The organism is Erwinia sp. E_sp_B01_1, from assembly GCF_036865545.1.
Lineage (GTDB): Bacteria > Pseudomonadota > Gammaproteobacteria > Enterobacterales > Enterobacteriaceae > Erwinia.
The window spans coordinates 133,859-152,774 of the sequence record NZ_CP142208.1 but is presented as its reverse complement, the minus strand read 5'-3'; the positions used below and the strand labels follow the sequence as shown (position 1 = coordinate 152,774).

Here is an 18,916-nt window from a genome sequence, read left to right as displayed (position 1 = left end):
AGCAACAATCTGCCGGGTAACGTCTGACGGCTTAATTTGATGAAGCCGGAATATCTGACACTTCAGGACGGGTTTCATCCACGGCGGCAGCAGCTTCGGGAGCCGGGGCCGGGACCATGATTTTCTGCCAGCTCTCCTGCAGAGACTTCACGTTGGTTTCCTGCTCGCCCTGCGGCTGCATCAGCATCATGGTCAGATCCTGAGAGAGCTGCTGACGCAACTCCTGATTCATCATCTGTGATGTCAGGCCAGAGAGGAAACTCTGGCGCAGTTTCTGATACTGCTCAGGCGCGATATCCACCACCGCATTCTGCTGGGAGCGCAAACGCTGGCTCATCAGCACATCCGTGTCAGTCCGGGCATAAGTGGCAAACAGCTTGTTCAGCTCGGCCGTCTTCTGCGCCATCAGTGCATCAAACTCTTCCTGCGGCAGACCGTTATCACGGATGTTAGCCATTTCACGGGCCACCAGATTCAGGTTGTTTGGCAGCGTGGCGTTATCCGCATCCAGGTTGATGGCACACTGGGCGCGCTGGTAGAGCACGCGGCAGTCAAATCCGACCTGCACTTTCTGTGCTTTGTTGTTGCTCAGCACGCGCTGAACATGCCAGAACAATGCCTCCCTTGCCAGATCGCTCTGCCAGTAACGTTGCAGATTCTGCGAATCACGGATCGGCTGCCAGGGGGTATCCCACACCAGCGACAGGCGATCCTGGGTCAGATTATTGTTCACCAGATTGACGGGCTGAGGCGGCAACGGCGACAGCGTGGGCATTGGCGAAGGCGAATCACGCTTGCCTTCCAGCGGAGAGAAGGTCTTGTTGATCTGCTCTACCAGTCCGCGGCTGTCCACATTGCCTACCACCATCAGAGTCATGGCATCCGGGGTGTACCATTGCTTATAGAACGCCTTGAGCTTTTCCATGTCCACAGGGGCATTGGCAGGCGCAGCCGGATCGTGTCCCAACAGCGTTGAGCCTTTCAGGCGATAGCGCCACCAGACATCCTGAGGGTTGGCAGGCCAGGTCGCTATCGGATCATCCGCACTCAGCGCGGCGTTCACTGTCTGCTCGTTGATGCTCATATCACCGGCAGTTGCCGCCAGCCAGTTCAACGCTTCTTTCACCATCTCAGGCCGGTTATTCGGCAGGCTGAGCGTATAAAGCGTGAAATCGTAAGAGGTCAGAGCGGGCGGCTGTGGACGATCGGGATCGATGCTTTGCTGCCACAGCGAGCGCTGTTGGGCAGGATCAAGTTTCGCGTTGTGCACCAGGGCCATACGCGGCAATAAATGGCTGTAACCGGCCTGCTGGGTATTTTCCACCAGCGAACCTGTGTTAACCAGTAAGCGAACTTCAACGCGATCGCTGGGACGCTGAGGCGTTGTCAAAACCTGCCAGCTGAAACCGTTATCCAGTTTCCCTTGCTGCCAGGCGGGATCGGGTTGGAGTGTTTCAGCCTGAACAGTGCTGCTGGCGGCGGCCAGCAATATTCCACCGACCAAAAGAAGAATTCTGGTGCCCTGCATGTGAACCCCTACTAAATCACAAACCAAAAAAAATCACTGGCGATCTACGGCCTGCTGCTATCGACGGGAGGATAACTCAGAGAAGCCGCTGTTTTTTAACGGAACAGCTTCTTAGACCACGCGATGGCGGGGATGTCCCACCCTGAAGTGAAAAATGATTAAAATCTCTGGGGGTTATTATGCAAATGCCCGCCGCGAGGGCAAGTCGCGGCGGGCATTTCGGAGGGTTTTAAGTAAAATAAACGCTTATACCGGCGTATCAGGCAGCTTTTTTGCCTTTTTTCCCGCTGTTAGCGTCTCCTTAAGTTGTTTTTCATCCAGCTGGCCCACCCACTTCGCTACCACAACGGTAGCCACGCCGTTACCGACCAGGTTGGTCAGCGCGCGCGCTTCAGACATAAAGCGGTCAATCCCGAGGATCAGCGCCAGACCCGCCACCGGCAGGTGGCCAACGGCAGAGAGCGTTGCCGCCAGCACGATGAATCCACTGCCTGTAACCCCTGCCGCGCCTTTAGAGGAGAGCAGCAGCACCACCAGCAGGGTGATCTGATGCCAGATATCCATATGCGCATTGGTGGCCTGAGCAATAAATACTGCCGCCATGGTCAGGTATATCGAGGTGCCATCCAGGTTGAACGAATAGCCGGTTGGGATAACCAGCCCCACCACCGATTTTTTACAGCCCAGCTTCTCCATCTTATCGAGCATGCGAGGCAGCGCCGATTCCGAAGAGGAAGTGCCCAGCACAATCAGCAGCTCTTCCTTGATGTAGGCGATGAATTTGAAGATGTTGAAGCCCACCACGCGGGCAATCAGTCCCAGCACCACGATCACAAACAGCAGACAGGTGATATAGAAGCAGATAATCAGCTGCCCCAGTTGGACCAGCGATCCCACACCATATTTACCGATGGTAAAGGCCATGGCCCCGAAGGCGCCAATCGGTGCCAGACGCATGATCATGTTGATGATGCCGAAAATCACTTTGGAGAAGCTGTCGATAAAGTTAAAGACCAGCGTTCCTTTATCACCCATGCGATGCAGGGCAAAACCAAACAGGATAGCGAACAGCAGCACCTGAAGAATATTGCCGCTGGCAAAGGCCCCGATCACGCTGTTTGGAATAACATCTAACAGGAATGCCACCACGCCCTGCTGCTCAGCCTGCTGGGCATACACCGCCACCGCTTTGGCATCCAGCGTGGCCGGGTCAATGTTCATCCCCACGCCAGGCTGCAGCACGTTGACCACCACCAGACCAATGATCAGGGCAACGGTACTGACAATTTCAAAATAGAGCAGCGCCACGGCACCGGTACGGCCTACGGCTTTCATGCTTTCCATACCGGCAATCCCTGTTACCACGGTACAGAAAATAACGGGCGCGATGATCATCTTGATCAGCTTAACGAAGGCATCGCCCAGGGGTTTCATCTGGGCACCTATCTCGGGATAGAAATGCCCTAACAGCACGCCCACGGCGATAGCTGTTAACACCTGGAAATAAAGGCTTTTAAACAGGGAAGTTTTCATAAAAATGTCCGGTAACGGCCTGGATGGCGGGTGAATTCGCTGGAGTTATAATCATGCTTCAGCGCGAAAATAACACTACGTTAACGGGATTGATATAAGTTGACACATTCAGCGTCCCGCCAGCACGTCAATTTATGAGCTGAATCACATCAGCAATCGGCATTTGGCTTAAGGATTGCTACCACCAGCGATTATCCCTGCCGGTAAGGTTTTATTGTGTAAAGGATTCCAGGTATTTTTTATTAAACAGCATCAGGGGAAGCGCTTCAGAATAGAGGTAGCCCTGACCAATATGGATGCCGCGTGCCAGCAGCCAGTCCCGTTGCTGACTGGTTTCCACGCCCTCGGCGATCACATCCAGTTTGATGATCTCCGCGATAGCGGCAACGATGCGTACCATAGTGTCATCGTCAGGCAACACAGCGACGAAACTGCGATCCATCTTCAGCTTGCTGATGGGCAGGGATTTAAACTGGCTGAGCCAGTTCAGGTTCGCGTAGCCCATACCAAAATCATCCAGCGCGACGGAGACACCCACTTTCTGTAGCTCGCTTAACAATTTCAGTGCCTGTTCAGGCTCGCCAACCTGCGCCGTTTCGGTGATCTCCAGCATCAGGCTGCCTGGTGAGATACGGTGGCGGTGAATCAGGTCCTGCAGATGCGCCACCATATCCGGCTCGCGCAGTTGAACCGCAGAGAGATTGACGCTGAGCGTCAGATGAATCCCCTGCTTTTGCCAGGTTGCCAGCACCCGGCAGGACTCTTCAAACACCCAGCGCCCCAGCGCCCCGATCACGCCGATTTCCTCAGCGTTAACGATCAGGTCTTCCGGCAATGCCCAGCTCCCGTCCGGCTGGCGCATCCTCAGCAGGGCTTCCGCACCGACCAGCCTGCCGTTGCGCATATCAATCTGCGGTTGCAGGTAGAGGGCAAACTGCTCTTCTGCCAGCCCCTGCAAAATATCGTGTTCCTGAGTCAGGCGTTTATGCGCCCGCTCCATCATCGCCGGGTCAAAGAACAGGATCTGGTTTTTGCCCTCAAGACGGGCAGACATCATGGCGGAAGCGGCACGGCTCAGTAAATCCTGTGCGGTGAGATCGCTATCCTCACGTTGCGCCAGACCAATACTGACGTTAGGCCTGAGTTGCATAGTCTGTAGCGCCACGGGCTGATTAAGACGCATCAGCAACAGGCGGGCCAGCCTTATAGCCCGGAAGGGCTTGTTAGCCCGTTTCACCAGCAGCACAAAATCATTGCCGGATAACTGGCCCAGCACCGTCTGGCTGTCAGTGCAGTGACGGATTTTCTCTAGCAGGGTCAGCAGCAGCGCATCCCGCTGCTCGTCCATCACCACGCCATTGGTTTCCAGCAGTGTTTCAATACGCAGCACCATCACGCTGAAATTTTCATCAGTGGGAATGGAGTTCAGATGCTGCTCCAGCAGGGCCAGGAACAGCGTCTGGTTGGGCAGATTGGTCAGCTTAAATCGCGTAGTCTGCCTGCTCATCTCGTCATGTACCGCTTCCAGCACCTGCTGATTACGGTTATAGCTGCGGATCAGCATGCCCAGCTCATCGTCACGATGGCGATCCGGCAGCGCAAGCTGGTGAGAGATGGCTTTCTGGGGAGGCAAATCCTGTAGCTCAGTGGCAATGCGCCGCAGCGGACGAACTATCAGCTTATTTATGCACCAGCTGATAGCCACCGACAGGATCAGGGCCAGCAGCAGGTAGGTGGTCACCATGGTCGACAGCGCGCTGAGGATAAACTGATAGACCCGCCAGGAGTCGGCCTGCAAGACCAGCAGGGCCAGCGGCTTGGGATTGGCAGGCTCCAGAGAGTAGAGCGGAACGGTAATTTTTACCGGCAGTTCAAACAGCCTGGCGATAAAGTCCGGCACCGGCTTTTCCGGCTCAAAGTCCGTATGCAGAGCCTGTAAGCCGTTGGGCAGCACCACTTCAGCTCGCGCCAGAATGCCCGCCGGCTTCAGTGAATTAAGGATAAGTTCCGCCTGGGGAATATCCGCTTTTAATACCGCCTGGGATAAAGGTTGCCGCACGGTATGGGCGACATTTTCCATCTGCTGGGCATAATCCACCCTGCGCTGCTGCACAAAGTGGAAAAGCTGAATGACAATAAAAATCGAGATGGTTACGGCAGCCACGCCTGACACCGTTGCCATCTGTTTTATTGTTAATGAACGACTGACACGCAAGCTGTTCTCCGAATCACTGGATGCTGCCACCGGGGGCAGCAAAACTGCCCTGAGTATATCTTATGGTGGCCGCTTGTTAAGCACCGCGATCCGCTAACCTGCTGATTAGGCGCTTTCTGAGCGGGATAGGGTAAAATTCCCCCCGGCTTACGGACTATTTGAAGTCTGCGTAAGGCGTTAACGGCTGTGGTGGCATATCCAGGTCGCCTTCCCAGCCTGCCATTGAGTAGCGGGCGTAAATCAATCCGTGGCTTGGCGTGTAATCTTTGGCTTCCTGAATATCCACACCGGCCCCCAGCGTCCAGTGGGCGGTGAGCCTGCGTTCAATCACCGCCCGTAGCGTGTAGCCAAAGCCACTGCTGCTGCTGTCGCTGCTTTTCGGGTTATTGGCGGTGAGCGAACCGAAACTTAGCGGATAGCGTGATTCTCCGCTGGTTTTTGAATGAGACCACGAGACAGAAGCACCCAGATCGTAAGACCAGTTTTCGGTGCGTTGACGCCAGGTAACCGGCACCGACAGCGAGGTATAACTTTGCGGGCTGTAGTAGCCCCCCTGCCCAAGTGAGTAATCACTCAGGTCTTTGGCGTAATGCCAGAGCATGCCGTTGAGGCCAATGGTTGCCCGCCGGTTATCCTCGTTGAGCAGCTTGTAGTAATAGCCCGCCATCAGCCGTTCGCGCGAGTTATCCGCCACGTTTTCACCCGTGATCTGGTGCGCGCTGATATCGGCCCAGACGCCGTTGGCGTTGCCCTGGTCATAGCTCAGACCAATGGCTGCACCAGTAGCAACCACGCCGCCCCAGGTTTTGCCGCTGGCCAGATTGGGATCCTGAGCGCCAGCATAAGAAAGCAATGAGCTGGAAATAGGCCGCCTTGAAGCGGTCAGTGAAACGCCCAGATCTTTTACATCAGTATTCCAGCTGACGCCGCCTACCCAGTTAGTGACCGCAAACCCCAGCGGCGTGGTGCCCAGATCGGCTGACCATTTATCGCTGCGGTAACCCAGCCCGACGCTGGTGCCGTTCTGATGCTGACGGTAATCCCGGCTACAGGCCGCATCATCGTTGGCGCAGGTGCCAAAGTTTTCATCAATATTGCCGCTGCTGTTACGGGAGAAGGTTCCGGCTGAGACATCTACGTTATCCACCCGCAGAAAACTTTTGCCCGCGGCAAACGGCGTTTCGACTTCCATCATGGTGGTGTGCGCCGTGAAATCCGACACGCCGCCGGTGCCTTTATTGCGGGAGTAATCCTCCTCCAGCGTCAGGGTGGTGTCCTGCTGGCGGTAGAGATCGGCCGCATCACTGCGAATGCCCCGCTTCAGCCAGTCATCCCGCTTATCGTTGCGGGTCAGCAGGCTGTAGCGGAGGTTATTTTCTGGCAGGGTTGGGGTGATACCGCTGGCGACCATCGCCTGGCTGTAATCGGCCTGTGCCGCCTCGGGCTGATGCTGTGACGCTTCCAGCCGGGCCGCATCGCGGAACACCAGTGCGCTACTTTGCGAAGGGGCTTCTTTCGCAGCCTGGGGTTTCAACTGTTGATAGATCGCCGCTGCCCGTTGCGCATCGCCCACTGACTGCCAGGCATTCGCCACCCGGCGGCCAGTGTTCACGCTTTGCGTGGCGACTTCCGGTGGCAGCGCCTGCATCAGCCTGCGGGCTTCGACAGGCTGATTTTCTGCCACCAGCGCTTCAATCCTGTCCAGGCTGGCTTCGGCGCGGGCATTAACCCGATCGGTCTCCAGCCGGGCAGTAAGATCTTTGATGTTCCGATCTCTTTTTCTTCCGGCAACGAATGGAGTTGATCCAGCGCCCGATCGGGCCTGCCGCTGCCCGAAAGATACAAAGCACTGGCGTATACCTGAGCAGGCACATCCGGCTGCTGACGGGCCATCGCCTGCATCTGCCTGTCGGCTTCCTGTGGCTGGCCTGCCTGACGCAGCGCACCCGCCAGGCGGTAGTTTAGCCAGACATCCTGCGGCGAGGCCTGCAACGCCTGACGGTATTTTTCCGCCGCCTGCGGCCAGCTTCCCGCCTCCGCCAGCTTATCCGCTTCGGCGCTGAGCGCATTGCTGCGCAAAGCCGTCAGAGTATCGCCCAGCGAGCGTTTCTGCGCGGCAGGCAGCCCGTTGATAAAGGCCATCGCCTTCTGCGGCGACTGCTGCTGATAAAGCGTTGCCAGCCGACGGGTGGCCGTAGTGTTGCCGGGTTCAACCCGCAGCGCGCGCCGGTACTGCTCTTCCGCCACGGCTTCATTCTTCTGCGCCAGGGCCACATCTCCCAGCCCTACCAGCGCATACCCATCACTGTTATCCAGGCTGCGGGCGAGCTGATAGTGACGGCTCGCCTGAGCGGGATCGCCAGCCGCCAGCGCTTTATCTCCCTGAGCAATCGCCAGCCAGTACTGGTTTGACTGCAACAGGCTGCGCCATTTGGCAATGTCGGTGCCCTGCGCATCCGCCACAATCGCCCGCTGGAAAAAGCCAGTGGCCGCTTCACGATTATTGGCTCTGGCCAGCGCCTGTCCCATTGCGCCGAGCAAATCCGGATCGTCCGGCGTGGCTTTCAACGCCGCCCGAAGCGCCGGGATAGCCGCGGTACTTTGGCCCTTGTCGATCATCGCTAATCCGCGCAAACGCTGCTGATAAGCGGGATCGGCCAGCATTTTTTGCTGGCGTGCCAGTTCAACAAGGCCATCTGACTGAGGCTTGTCACTGGTAAAAGTGGCGAGATAGGTTTTCAGCTGTGCCACGCTTTGCGGCGTGACGGGCTGCGACTTGATGTTGCTCAGCCACAGTTCAGCAGCCTGAACCCGGCCAGCAGGATCGACCGCCACCGCCTGCAACTGCTTAACCGCAGCGGCCTGGTTATCACGGCTCAGCTCCATCTGGGCGATCGCCATCCGCACGTTGATGCTGCCCGGTGCATCGCGATCCAGCGCCTGAAGTGCTGCCAGCGCCCGATCCTCCTGTCCCGGCAGGCGGGCCACCAGACGCCAGTATTCCAGCGCAATTTCGCCGGAAGGAAACACCCCGTTAAACTGCTTATCGTAGGCAGTGCGCGCCTCTTCAAGCCGCCCGGAAGTGGCCAACAGACGCGCCTGCTGCAACTGTTGCCTTCCGGCATCGGAAAGCAGCAGCAGGCTGGCTTCGGCCTGACGGGTTGCCAGCGAGTCGGGCGAGGATTTTTTCAGCGCCGCCATCAGCTGGCGGGCTTTGTCCTGCTCGCCCTGATGCAGCGCCAGCCGGATTTGCGCCGCCAGCACCTGCGGATTATCCGGCGCAATTTTTTCCAGCCGGTACAGCGACTGGCTGACCAGATCATATTTATTGGTGGCTTCGCCAATCCTGACCTGTTGCAGCAGCCAGTCGACCGGCTCAACCTGGCCGTCGGCAGGGGCAGCCAGCGCCGTGCTGCTCAGGGACATCAGCACCAGCAGGCTGAGCAATGAACGTTTCACTACTCGTCATCCTCATCGCCCAGACGATGGCGGCTTACGCGGCGCATCAGTCGCCAGACCAGCAGGCCAAACAGGATCACCACCACAGCGGCAAAAACAGCCAGCAATACCGGGTGAGTTGCCAGCGCATTCCACAGCCGCTCCCACCACGGAAGATGACCGACCCAGTAGGTGTCGCCCACCCGCAAACTGTTGACGCCGGATTCACGAATAATGGAGGCGGAGCCGAAGATAGCGGCACGTTTACCGCTGTCGGTAAGCGCGCCGTTTAACAGTTCCCAGGCTCGCGGGCTGTCGGCCAGCAGAGCGACCACGCTGCGTTGCGGATAGAAAGGAGACTGGAATCCGACCAGCGCCGCCATCGGCCCTGCTGAACTGATCGTCGTCTGGCTTTCTGCCCGGCGATCGTCCGGTAAGTTCATGCCGCTGGAGAAGGCAGTCTGTCGGTTAGGCTTATTGACCCAGCTTTTAGCCGCCTCTACCAGCAGGTTGATTTTGTCATCTTCCTTTAGCTGGGAGGGAAGCGTGCCGATCATCAACAGGTCGGCATCGCTCTCTTTCGCCCTGCTCCAGTCATCCGTGATCTGCACTTTCAGGGCAGGATAGCCTGTCTGCGCAGAGACATTGCCCAGCGCATCCAACAGCGCCGTGACCTTGCCTGGTTCCGGATGAGGGCTGACCAGCACCAGCGTTTGCGCCAGGTCCGCATTGCGGCTGAACGGGAAACCGGCGCTGGCAAAGGCCCCCAGCGAAGGCATCTCCATATAGTGACGATAGCCGGACAGATTGATCGTCGAGTTACCGTCAATCACCACATGGTTGGTCACGGGCAGCACGGTTTCACAGCGGCCCTCGCTGGTTTTGTCGTTATAAGCTCCGCCAATAAAGGTGCTGGCGTAATCAAAATCAAACCTCAGCTGATTAACCACCCCCAGCCTTAACGCCGGAATAGTCAGCTGGGTACCGCCATCCAGCAACCCCTGCACCAGTGGGATCCGCAGCAGCTGGTTGCCCTGCTGACGCTTGTTGGTCAGCGCGTAATCCTGCACAAACTGGTCATTGAGGCTGACCGCAAGCCGCGAGCCATCATCCTGTACTGGCGAGGTGTAGCGATACTTGATGTCCATATCTATCCCGCGGGCGCGGACCAGGAAGAGATCCGGCGGCAGTTTCATCGTCAGCCCAATCGGATAAGGCTGCATACCACTGGCCTGAAACTGCCCCTCAAACTGTTGCAGTTCGGCAAAGGTGGTGGCGCGATCGGTCCGCACCCAGTTTGGCGCATCGTAAGGCTCGCGGGGTTCCAGCTCTTTCAGGCTGTCGATGGTGGAAACCTGACCGCGCAGCAGCAATTGCCCCTGGGCTATCCCCTGCGCGGCCGTCAGCAGATCTTTGTCATCGCGGCCCAGGATCAGCAACATTTTTTGATAAGGGTTATCCGGCTGGTCGACTATCTCCACCGTGGGTTTGTCGACCGGCGGCAGATCCTTCAGAAAATCAGGACGGCGGCTGTTGGTCGCAAAGACCACCGCATGCTGCTGCTGCGGTAGCTGGTTGTAGAGCACCGGGAAAGTCTGTCCGCGCCAGTCGGCTTTGGTGCCAAACCAGGAGGCCAGCACGGCCGCAGCCTGCTGCTGGGCTGGACCAGGGGCGCTGGCAAAAACCACCGGCAGCGTCAGGGGACGATTATCACGCGTATCAAAGAAGGGTTCAGGGAAGTCAGAGAGATCGTCCTTCACCGCCAGCTTTTGCAGCGAGAGATCCAGCGTGCTCTCCTTGCCAATATCCAGCCAGATGGCACTGTTAGCCGGATTCTCACAGATATTGGCATAATGCCCGACCAGCTCCAGACGGATGCGGTTGAAGTCACCGATAAAGCGCGGATCGATCGGCACCTGCACCTGGTTATTTTTCCCCAGCTGCTCAGGTGCAATCGTCACCACGCCCACCAGTTCATCATTAAGAAAAACTTTAAGATGCGACAGCGCAGGGATTAGCGAAGGCGATGGACGGAAGGTGAGGTTCAGCATCGCCCGGGTCACCACTTCATCACTGCGCACCCCGAACTCTATCTGCCCCTCAGGACGGGTGCCAAGCAGATTAAAGCTGCCTGGAGGAGGAGCGATCCGGGCAAAGGCCGAGGAAATATCACGCACGGGCGCAGCGGGATCAATGTCCGGCTTAACCTGCCGGGCCTCAGTGCCAGCCCCTGGCAGCGTAGAATTGTCTGGCGCAGCCTGAGCCAGGGGTAAAACACCCAGCAGTAATGCGGTTAACCAACCTGATTTTTTCGTCATCATCTCTTCATCTTTTTTGAATCAGAATGCCGCTGAACCTGACCGGTTCACGCTTCTGGGGAAGAAAGACGCTACCCAGCCTGTCAGCTGTGTCAGCAGCGCAAACAACCTGCGCAGGGGTGCGGGGCCATATTCGACCAGTCGCAGGTAGCCCCTGAAGCCCAGCACCACGATATCGGCAAGGCTCTGGATCGGTTTATCTTCAGGGAAACTGTCCTGCCACAATGCCCAGGTATCTGCGCGGGCAAAGGTGCACTGGATAAACTCCACGTGCTGTTCGGTTGTCAGTTCGTGAAGGCGGATACCGGCCCGGCGGCCAAAGGTACGCTGGACATAACAGGGGAAGCTGAACTCCTGCTGGCCCCGGCGTAGCAGCAGATAAACTTTATCTTTCTCACTGAGCAGGTTTTCTTCCCGCAGTTCCACACCCACGCCCCCATCTGAATAGTCGCGTAGCGTGCAGGGCAGCATATGGCCATCAGCCCGGGCCAGCGCGGCAGGCATGGCAATTTCCACCCTGTGCGCTTCACGGATCTGTCTTGCTTCCACCGAAACGGCGACCGCCCCACCCAGAATAATCATGTTGTAGAACACCCAGATCAGGCTGACAAGCACCGTCATCACCTCTTGAGGCGGGCCAGAATGCAGACGCCAGAAGGCAGCAGCGACGCCGGCAAGGTTGATTAGCACCAGCAACATATAGGGTTTAGTGATCACCCAGTCGAGATGCTGCTCTTCCACCAGTCCGCCCTTGGCGGTGACGTTGAATTTGCCTTTGTGTGGGTTGAACAGCGCCACCGTAGTTGGCCGGGCGATGTACCAGGCGAGCACGGTTTCATAGACTTCACTCCAGAAAGAGTGACGCCAGCGCCCCTGAATCCGCGAGTTGGTCAGGCTGGTGTGGATCATGTGCGGCAGCACAAAAATGGCGATCATCAGCGCGGGCGCAAAAATGATAAAGGCGTGGAACAACAGGAAAGCCAGCGGGGCCAGCAGAAAAATTAACCGGGGGATGCCGGAGAGGAAATGCAGCATGGCGTTAGCGTAGCAAAGCCGCTGCACCAGCTTCAGCCCCTTGCCCGTCAGCGGATTATCCAGCCGGAAAATCTGCACCATTCCCCTTGCCCAGCGAATACGTTGCCCGATATGGGCGGAGAGGCTTTCCGTCGCCAGCCCGGCGGCCTGAGGAATACGGATATAGGCCGAAGTGTAACCTTTGCGATGCAGCCGCAGGGAGGTGTGGGCATCTTCGGTGACGGTTTCAACAGCTATACCACCAATCTCATCCAGCGCTGAACGGCGAATTACAGCACAGGAACCGCAGAAGAAAGCCGCATCCCAGACATCATTGCCGTCCTGTACCAGGCCATAAAACAGCGTGCCTTCGTTTGGCGTCCGGCGGAAACGGCCAAGGTTGCGCTCGAAAGGATCGGGCGAGAAGAAATGGTGCGGCGTCTGTAGCATCGCCAGTTTAGGATCTTTCAGGAACCAGCCCAGTGCCACCTGCAGGAAAGAGCGGGTAGGTACGTGGTCGCAGTCGAAAATCGCCACGTATTCACCGCTGCATTCGGTGCGCAGCGCATGGTTGATGTTGCCCGCTTTGGCATGTTCATGGCTGCTACGGGCTATATACTTCACGCCTATTTCCGCCGCAAACTCCCGAAACTCCGCGCGGTCACCGTCATCCAGCACGTAAATTGTCAGCTTCTCTTTTGGCCAGTCAATCCCCAGTGCGGCATAAAGTGTGGGCTTCACCACGCTCAACGCTTCATTATAGGTAGGCACTAATAAATCGATGGTTGGCCAGCTACTGATATCCTCCGGCATCGACACGGGCTGGCGTTGCAGCGGCCACAGCGTCTGGAAATAGCCTAAAACCAGGACCACCCAGGCGTAGGTTTCTGCCGCAACCAGCAATACCCCAAAGGTCAGGCTTACCGGGTCATCCCAGTTCAGGGTGGAGGTATAACGCCACCAGAGATAGCGGCACGAGATGGTCAGCGACAGCACAATCAGCATCATGGTCGGCAGCCGTCCCGGTATTCGCCGCATTATCATTGCGACGCTCCACAGCAGCACCACAAACACAAACTGGGTGAAGAAATCGAACGGCTGCGAAATACAAAGCAGCGCCAGCGCGGATGCCGAAAGAATGGCAAGGCCGAACAAAACTCGCCTGAGCAGAGGATTCATGCTTTTCAGTCGCCGGTCAGCTTTGCGGGCTATGTCGCGCTCTTCCGCACGTTCAGGCATTTTTCCCAGCCAGCGATAAATCCCCTGACGCCAGGCCTTTACCGGGAGCATTCGTGAGCGTTCACGCCGTCGGGTTGCATCAAGCGGAGAGACCAGCAGCAGCCAGATACTTTGCACAAGGTAGCGCAGAATATCCGCTGGCCGTGGCCTTTCCGGTGAGATATGGGGATATAATCTGCGGCGTTCGGCCTGCACCCGTTGCCAGCCTGGCCCCTCAAACCGCAGTACCGACCAGCCCAGAACCAGCCAGAAACAGTGCAGCGCCGACGTCAGCACTGGCGTGCCCTGCTGGCGGAAGCCGGAATATCGCTGGTGCAGCGACAGCCAGACCGGTGGGATTAGCAGCCAGCGTAAAGGTGACATCATGTCTGCTCACGCAAAGTAATCAGCGCCCAGTTCGCCAGCGTCATAATCTCTTCTGCCGCCAGACTCTGTGGGCGGTATTCACCAAAAGGCTGCTTGCATAACAGGGCTTCGGCCACGGCTTCGTCGCGATGAATATGCAGGGGGATCAGATTTTGCAGGCTGGTAAGCCACAACTGATGCAGATCCTGCTGCGATTTACTGACCGGTGAGAACTGGTTGAGTAAGAAGTAGTTACCGGAGGTAAAACGTTGCTGATGCAGCCGGATATGGCAGTTGGCATCCGGCACCACCACGGTAATGATCCGTTCGGCCTGTTGCAGTATTGTCCTTGTCCAGGGCGTTTCCCCTGCGGGCACGTCCAGCAGAACCCACTGGTAACTTTGCCTGAGCTCCGCCAGTTGCGCGGCCCAGGCCTGACTGTAAATCAGCGGCTCGCTGACAAAAGCCATGCGTTCATCATCGCTGAGCTGGCCTGACGGGATAAAATCCAGACCCTCAGCATAACGCAGGGCACTTTGCTGCCAGGGCTGATGATCCAGCGCCGCCCGCAACCAGCCACGGGGATGGCCTGGGGCGGTGTTGAAATGCAGGCACAATTGATTGTCCGCAGAGAGATCGACCGCAATCACTGATTCGCCCAGCTGATGCAATGCCCAGGCGAAGGCAGCGGTGAGTGAAGTGGCTCCCGCTCCGCCGCGTACCCCCTGAAATGCCAGAACCGGCATTACCGCTCCCCGGCAGGGGTGGCAGAAACCAGCTCGGCTAACAGCGGCCAGCGGGCAATAATCTTCTCCAGTTTTTCCTGACGGGCAATATCAATATAGCGCCAGTTCTGTAAGGAAAAGGCGTCAGCTAAAGCCCGGATATCATCCTGTGTTTCACTGTTGTTGGATAACACAGACGTTCGCGTCTCATTCATCCTGGATAACCTTCTGTAGCGCGAGCCCAAAAAAAGCGGCGAATTGACTTAAGAACTTTCTTACAGGTAGTCTAATTCGGATTAGTGTAAGTTGTAATGTATATTTACAGGAATACAACTCAGACTTTCTATTTTTAATTGTTCTACACTTAATGTTTATACTGGGACGTGTAACGAAAAAACTCATGACACCTACATTCTCTTTAGGTTTTGAACAGGTCAGGGATGAATTAATGCGAATGCAGCCATCAGGCTGTTATTGGGTGACGGCTAACCGGGAACAAGACGCCCGTTTACTGGCACGCCAGTGCATTGCTGTACAACGTTCGGTGGCGTTAATCGCTGCTGGCAGCCAGCCCCAGGCCCTTCTGACACCGGATCTCGCTACCGGGCCGGCTGCTATCCCTATGTTTACTTTGCCAGAAACGCAAAAGGCTTTAATGCACCTGACTGACGATCTCACCCGTGTGTTATCAGATAAGCCCCGGCTGGTGATATTTTTCACCTCCTCATTGCTATGGGAAAAAATAGCGGCTGAGGAAGTGCTTAGTTTCCTTAAAAAATTACAAAAATGGCTTAGTGGGAAACAAATTTCCTTCCTGATTATTACGTCCGGGTCAGGAATTAATAACATCCGTAACCACCTTCAAACATTTTATCGCCATTTAGAGGGGCTTTCCCACCTCGACTGGCAGCAGGACAGTTGGAATTACCGGATTAGCTGGTGGGCGAGTGGCGATAACATGTTAGCGGACCGGGCATTACGTTTATCCGCCACCGATCATGGCTTTACCTTAATCAGCCAGGAAGAACAAACGGACCCGTTAACCCTGAATGATGAGCAATTATTTTTTGCAGAACAATCGGTACTGGAAGGTGCCCCGCCGCTTTCCAGCCAGTGGCGTTTGCTGAGCGATAATGAGGCGGTTTTCGAACGTGCAAGCCAGGCAAATGCCGCCACGGTGGTGTTCACTCTGCAGCACAGCGATCATATTCCCGGGCTGGCTGCTCAGATCCACAGCCTGCGCCGCACGCGCGGCAGCGGCCTGAAAATCGTGGTGCGTGAAATGCAAACCGCGCTGCGTTACAGCGACGAGCGGCTGCTTCTGGCCTGCGGGGTAAATGCTATCGTGCCGTTCACTGCACCCATGTCACGATTTCTGACCACCCTGGAGGGGATCCAGGGGCAAACCTACAATCGCCACGTGCCCGCTGATTTGAACATACTGTTAAAATCGATGCAGCCTTTGCAGGAAAGGGGCTTTCTTAAGCTGGAGCCCTTCTGTGAATCTGTGACGCTGCTGGTCAACAATACCCTGCTGCCGGAGAACGGCAAAGGGCTGCTGGTGGCGCTCAGGACGGTGCCGGAACTGAAGCCGGAACAGGCGCTGACCCTGTGCAAACCCCGCCGCTATGGCGATTTAGTGACGCTGGCGGATGACCGTATCTGGCTGTTTCTCTCCTCCTGCCGCTTTAATGATCTGGACACGGCGCTGAAATTTATCTTCCGCCTGCCCCATGATGAGATTTTCACCAATCGCCTGGTATGGCAGGAGGATTTGCAGATTTTGTCGGAAGTGCGGCAGATGGCGCAAAAAGTCAAAACGGCCTGGCGTACTGCGCCTGCAGCTCCTCAGCCGGAACAGGCCCCTGCCGTCCCACAGGAAGCGCCATTGCGCCGTAAGCCGCAGGATATCACCCTCGGAACCCTCCCCCCGGAAGACGCCGAATGAATTTGATGGACTGGGTGCAGATCCTGATTCTGCTGGTGCTGGCGCTGCTGCTGCTGAAGCCTGTTTATGCCCGCTGGTTGCCGAAAAAGTGGCACAGGGCGATCCACCGTCTAACACCGCCGCGCGCACTGAAATATGAAGGAACCTGGCGGCGTAACTCTTCAACATCGGATAAGCAATGAGCCAAAAACATCCCTCTTCGCCTCCTGCCCTCTCTTTGTGGCGGGGTCTGGGCGGCTGGAACTTTTATTTCCTGATCAAATTCGCCCTGCTGTGGTTTGGTTACCTTAATTTTCACGCCCTGACCAACCTGGTGTTTCTGGCCTGGCTGCTGATCCCTCTCCCTTCAGAGCCGCTGCATCGCCTGCGCAACTGGGTTTCCATTCCCATCGGCATCGGCCTGTTCTGGCATGATACCTGGCTGCCGGGGCCTGAAACCATCATGAGCCAGGGGGCCAGCTTGCCGGATTCTCCGGTGCTTACTTGCTGGATCTGGCTAATCGTTTTATCAACTGGCAGATGGTCGGTACCGCCTTTGTCATGCTGGTGCTCTACCTGTTTATTGCCCAGTGGATCCGTATTACGGTGCTGGTATCGGCGATGTTGTTGTGGATTAACGTGGTGAATATCGCTGGCCCCTCTTTTGCTTTGCTCCCCTCAAAAGAAGCCGCGCCGCCTGTCGCACTGAACACTGCGCCACAATCTGATGCCGCCGCAACCAGAGCCGCTGCTGCCAGTGGGCTGGATGAGTCTGCACCGCCCACCAGCGCCAATCTCACCGCCTATCTGAATAAATTCTACGAGAGCGAAAAGCAGCGGGTCACTCATTTCCCTGATGCGTTACCAGCCGACTCAGCGCCCTTTGATATTCTGGTGATCAACATCTGCTCACTGGCCTGGTCCGATATGGATGCTGCCCAGCTGCGCGATCATCCGTTGTGGAAGCATTTCGATATCATGCTCAGCAACTACAACTCGGCTACCGGCTACAGCGGCCCGGCGGGGATCCGCCTGCTAAGAGCAAGTTGCGGGCAGACGTCGCACAGCGATCTCTACAAGCCTGTGGATCAACGCTGCTATCTTTTTGATAACCTTGCGAATCTTGGCTTTAAGCAGCAGTTAATGATGGACCATACCGGCGTCTTCGGAAATTATCTTCAGGAGTTGCGTGAAGATGGCAACCTGACCGCCCCGCTGATGTCCCAGGCCGGATTTAAAGCCGAGCTGACGTCGTTCGACAGTTCGCCGGTGTTAAATGATGGCGAGGTCATGCAGCGCTGGTTTGACGAACGCCAGAAAAGCAGCGATGCCCGCACGGCGACCTTCTATAACCTGATCCCGCTGCATGACGGCACCCGCGATCTGGGCAGCAGCAAAACCGCCCCCTGGCCGCCACGCGCGAAGCTGCTGTTTGATCAGCTGGATACCTTCCTGACCAATCTGGATAAGTCAGGCCGTCGGGTGATGGTTATTGTGGTGCCGGAGCATGGTGCGGCCCTGCAGGGTGACAAAATGCAGATGTCCGGCCTGAGGGATATTCCCAGCCCGAGCATTACTCATGTTCCGGTAGGCATTAAGTTCGTGGGCATGAAGGCCCCCCATCAGGGACAGGCGCTGGATGTTAATGCGCCGACCAGCCTGCAGGCCATTTCAGAGCTGGTTTCCCGCGTGGTGGATGGTCAGGTATTTAATGCAGCCAATGTGAATATGTCGGTGCTGACAGAAAACCTGCCGCAAACGCCGGTGGTGTCAGAGAATGATAACGCGGTAGTGATGATGTATCAGGGGAAACCCTGGATACGACTGAACGGCGGTGACTGGGTCGCCTATCCGCAATAGATCTGAACCCCGATGGCAGGCTGTCATCGGGGTTGAGTTATGGAGACTTCACCACGAGGTCTTTTTTTATTGCAAAATGACGCTTAATTTTCATTCAATTATTTTGACAAACTTCAGCAAATAGCTCAGCTTTCAATCATCCCTCATCAAGCCTATGATTGTTTACATCGGGGCAGAAAGCCCCACTCCGAATAAAACAACCTTAGGAAACGATCATGAAAACCATCAAAACTTTAGTTGCAGTTTCAGCACTCACCCTGATTTCATTCGCCAGCTTTGCACAGAGCGTGACCGCGTCAGCCTCCACTCTGGATGGCGCTGAAGCCAAAATCGCTGCGCAGGCTCATCAGGCGGGGGCTTCCTACAAAATCACCGGCGCACGCGTAGACAACGTTGCTTACTTAACGGCTGAACTGGTCAAATAAATCATTTCACAATTGAAAAGGCCGCTCATTGAGCGGCCTTTTCAAAAATTTGCCGGTGAAGCCTTAGCGGGCTGCCAGTGCCTGAAAGAAATCAGGGTTAGCCTGAATGACCGCCAGGACTTTTGCTGCTAACCCAGTCGGATTACGTCTTTTCAACTCCCAACTTTTGATGGTATCCACGCTGGTACCCAATGCCTTTGCCATCTCGGCCTGGGAAACATTGAGTTTTTCTCTGATAGCCTTCACGTCAGCAATCTCATATCGGGTAACATTCGCGGGGGCTTGAACACCCTTTTTAATGTCTACAGCTTCCTCCAGAGAAGCTTTGAGCTCGTCAAAAAGAGTCATG

The 18,916-nt window shown here is 56.3% G+C and carries 11 protein-coding genes and 2 pseudogenes; 4 read left to right on the top strand and 9 right to left on the bottom strand.

Annotated elements, in window-relative coordinates:
* Positions 1-31: 31 nt before the first annotated feature.
* From VRC33_RS00635 to bcsR, 8 genes and pseudogenes are all read right to left on the bottom strand, one after another.
* Complete coding sequence (locus VRC33_RS00635) at positions 32-1,528, bottom strand: pitrilysin family protein (protein ID WP_338559826.1); 1,497 nt, start codon at positions 1,526-1,528, stop codon at positions 32-34.
* Between the two features lie 246 nt (positions 1,529-1,774).
* Positions 1,775-3,061, bottom strand: coding sequence for a dicarboxylate/amino acid:cation symporter (locus VRC33_RS00630; protein ID WP_338559824.1), 1,287 nt, complete (start codon positions 3,059-3,061; stop codon positions 1,775-1,777).
* 211 nt (positions 3,062-3,272) lie between these two features.
* Positions 3,273-5,276, bottom strand: a complete 2,004-nt coding sequence (gene hmsP / locus VRC33_RS00625) for a biofilm formation regulator HmsP (RefSeq protein WP_338559822.1) — start codon at positions 5,274-5,276, stop codon at positions 3,273-3,275.
* A 154-nt stretch (positions 5,277-5,430) separates the two neighbouring features.
* Positions 5,431-8,702 (bottom strand): annotated as a pseudogene (locus VRC33_RS00620) (cellulose biosynthesis protein BcsC).
* 32 nt (positions 8,703-8,734) lie between these two features.
* Positions 8,735-11,032, bottom strand: a complete 2,298-nt coding sequence (gene bcsB, locus VRC33_RS00615; protein WP_338564401.1) for a cellulose biosynthesis cyclic di-GMP-binding regulatory protein BcsB — start codon at positions 11,030-11,032, stop codon at positions 8,735-8,737.
* A gap of 21 nt (positions 11,033-11,053) precedes the next feature.
* On the bottom strand, positions 11,054-13,648 hold the full coding sequence (gene bcsA, locus VRC33_RS00610; RefSeq protein WP_338564400.1) for a UDP-forming cellulose synthase catalytic subunit: 2,595 nt from the start codon (positions 13,646-13,648) through the stop codon (positions 11,054-11,056).
* Positions 13,648-14,376 (bottom strand): cellulose biosynthesis protein BcsQ, encoded by a 729-nt coding sequence (gene bcsQ, locus VRC33_RS00605; protein WP_338559819.1) that lies wholly within the window; start codon positions 14,374-14,376, stop codon positions 13,648-13,650. The genes bcsA and bcsQ overlap by 1 nt, the downstream gene beginning before the upstream one ends.
* Entirely contained in the window at positions 14,376-14,570 is a 195-nt protein-coding gene (gene bcsR, locus VRC33_RS00600; RefSeq protein WP_338559817.1) for a cellulose biosynthesis protein BcsR, read from the bottom strand. The genes bcsQ and bcsR overlap by 1 nt, the downstream gene beginning before the upstream one ends.
* A 185-nt stretch (positions 14,571-14,755) precedes the next feature.
* Here bcsR and bcsE point away from each other — a divergent pair, with 185 nt between their 5' ends.
* From bcsE to VRC33_RS00580, 4 genes and pseudogenes are all read left to right on the top strand, one after another.
* Positions 14,756-16,303, top strand: coding sequence for a cellulose biosynthesis protein BcsE (gene bcsE, locus VRC33_RS00595; protein WP_338567468.1), 1,548 nt, complete (start codon positions 14,756-14,758; stop codon positions 16,301-16,303).
* On the top strand, positions 16,300-16,485 hold the full coding sequence (gene bcsF, locus VRC33_RS00590; RefSeq protein WP_338559815.1) for a cellulose biosynthesis protein BcsF: 186 nt from the start codon (positions 16,300-16,302) through the stop codon (positions 16,483-16,485). Before bcsE ends, bcsF begins: the two co-directional genes overlap by 4 nt.
* Positions 16,482-18,142, top strand: a pseudogene (gene bcsG / locus VRC33_RS00585) (cellulose biosynthesis protein BcsG). The gene bcsF and the pseudogene bcsG overlap by 4 nt, the downstream one beginning before the upstream one ends.
* A 215-nt stretch (positions 18,143-18,357) precedes the next feature.
* Positions 18,358-18,567 carry a DUF1471 domain-containing protein gene (locus tag VRC33_RS00580; protein WP_338559812.1) on the top strand — a complete coding sequence of 70 codons (210 nt, stop codon included), beginning with the start codon at positions 18,358-18,360 and terminating at the stop codon, positions 18,565-18,567.
* Positions 18,568-18,630: 63 nt separating this feature from the next.
* Here the strand turns inward: VRC33_RS00580 and nadS are convergent, their stop codons facing one another.
* Positions 18,631-18,915, bottom strand: coding sequence for a NadS family protein (gene nadS / locus VRC33_RS00575; protein ID WP_338559810.1), 285 nt, complete (start codon positions 18,913-18,915; stop codon positions 18,631-18,633).
* Between the last annotated feature and the right edge of the window lies 1 nt (position 18,916).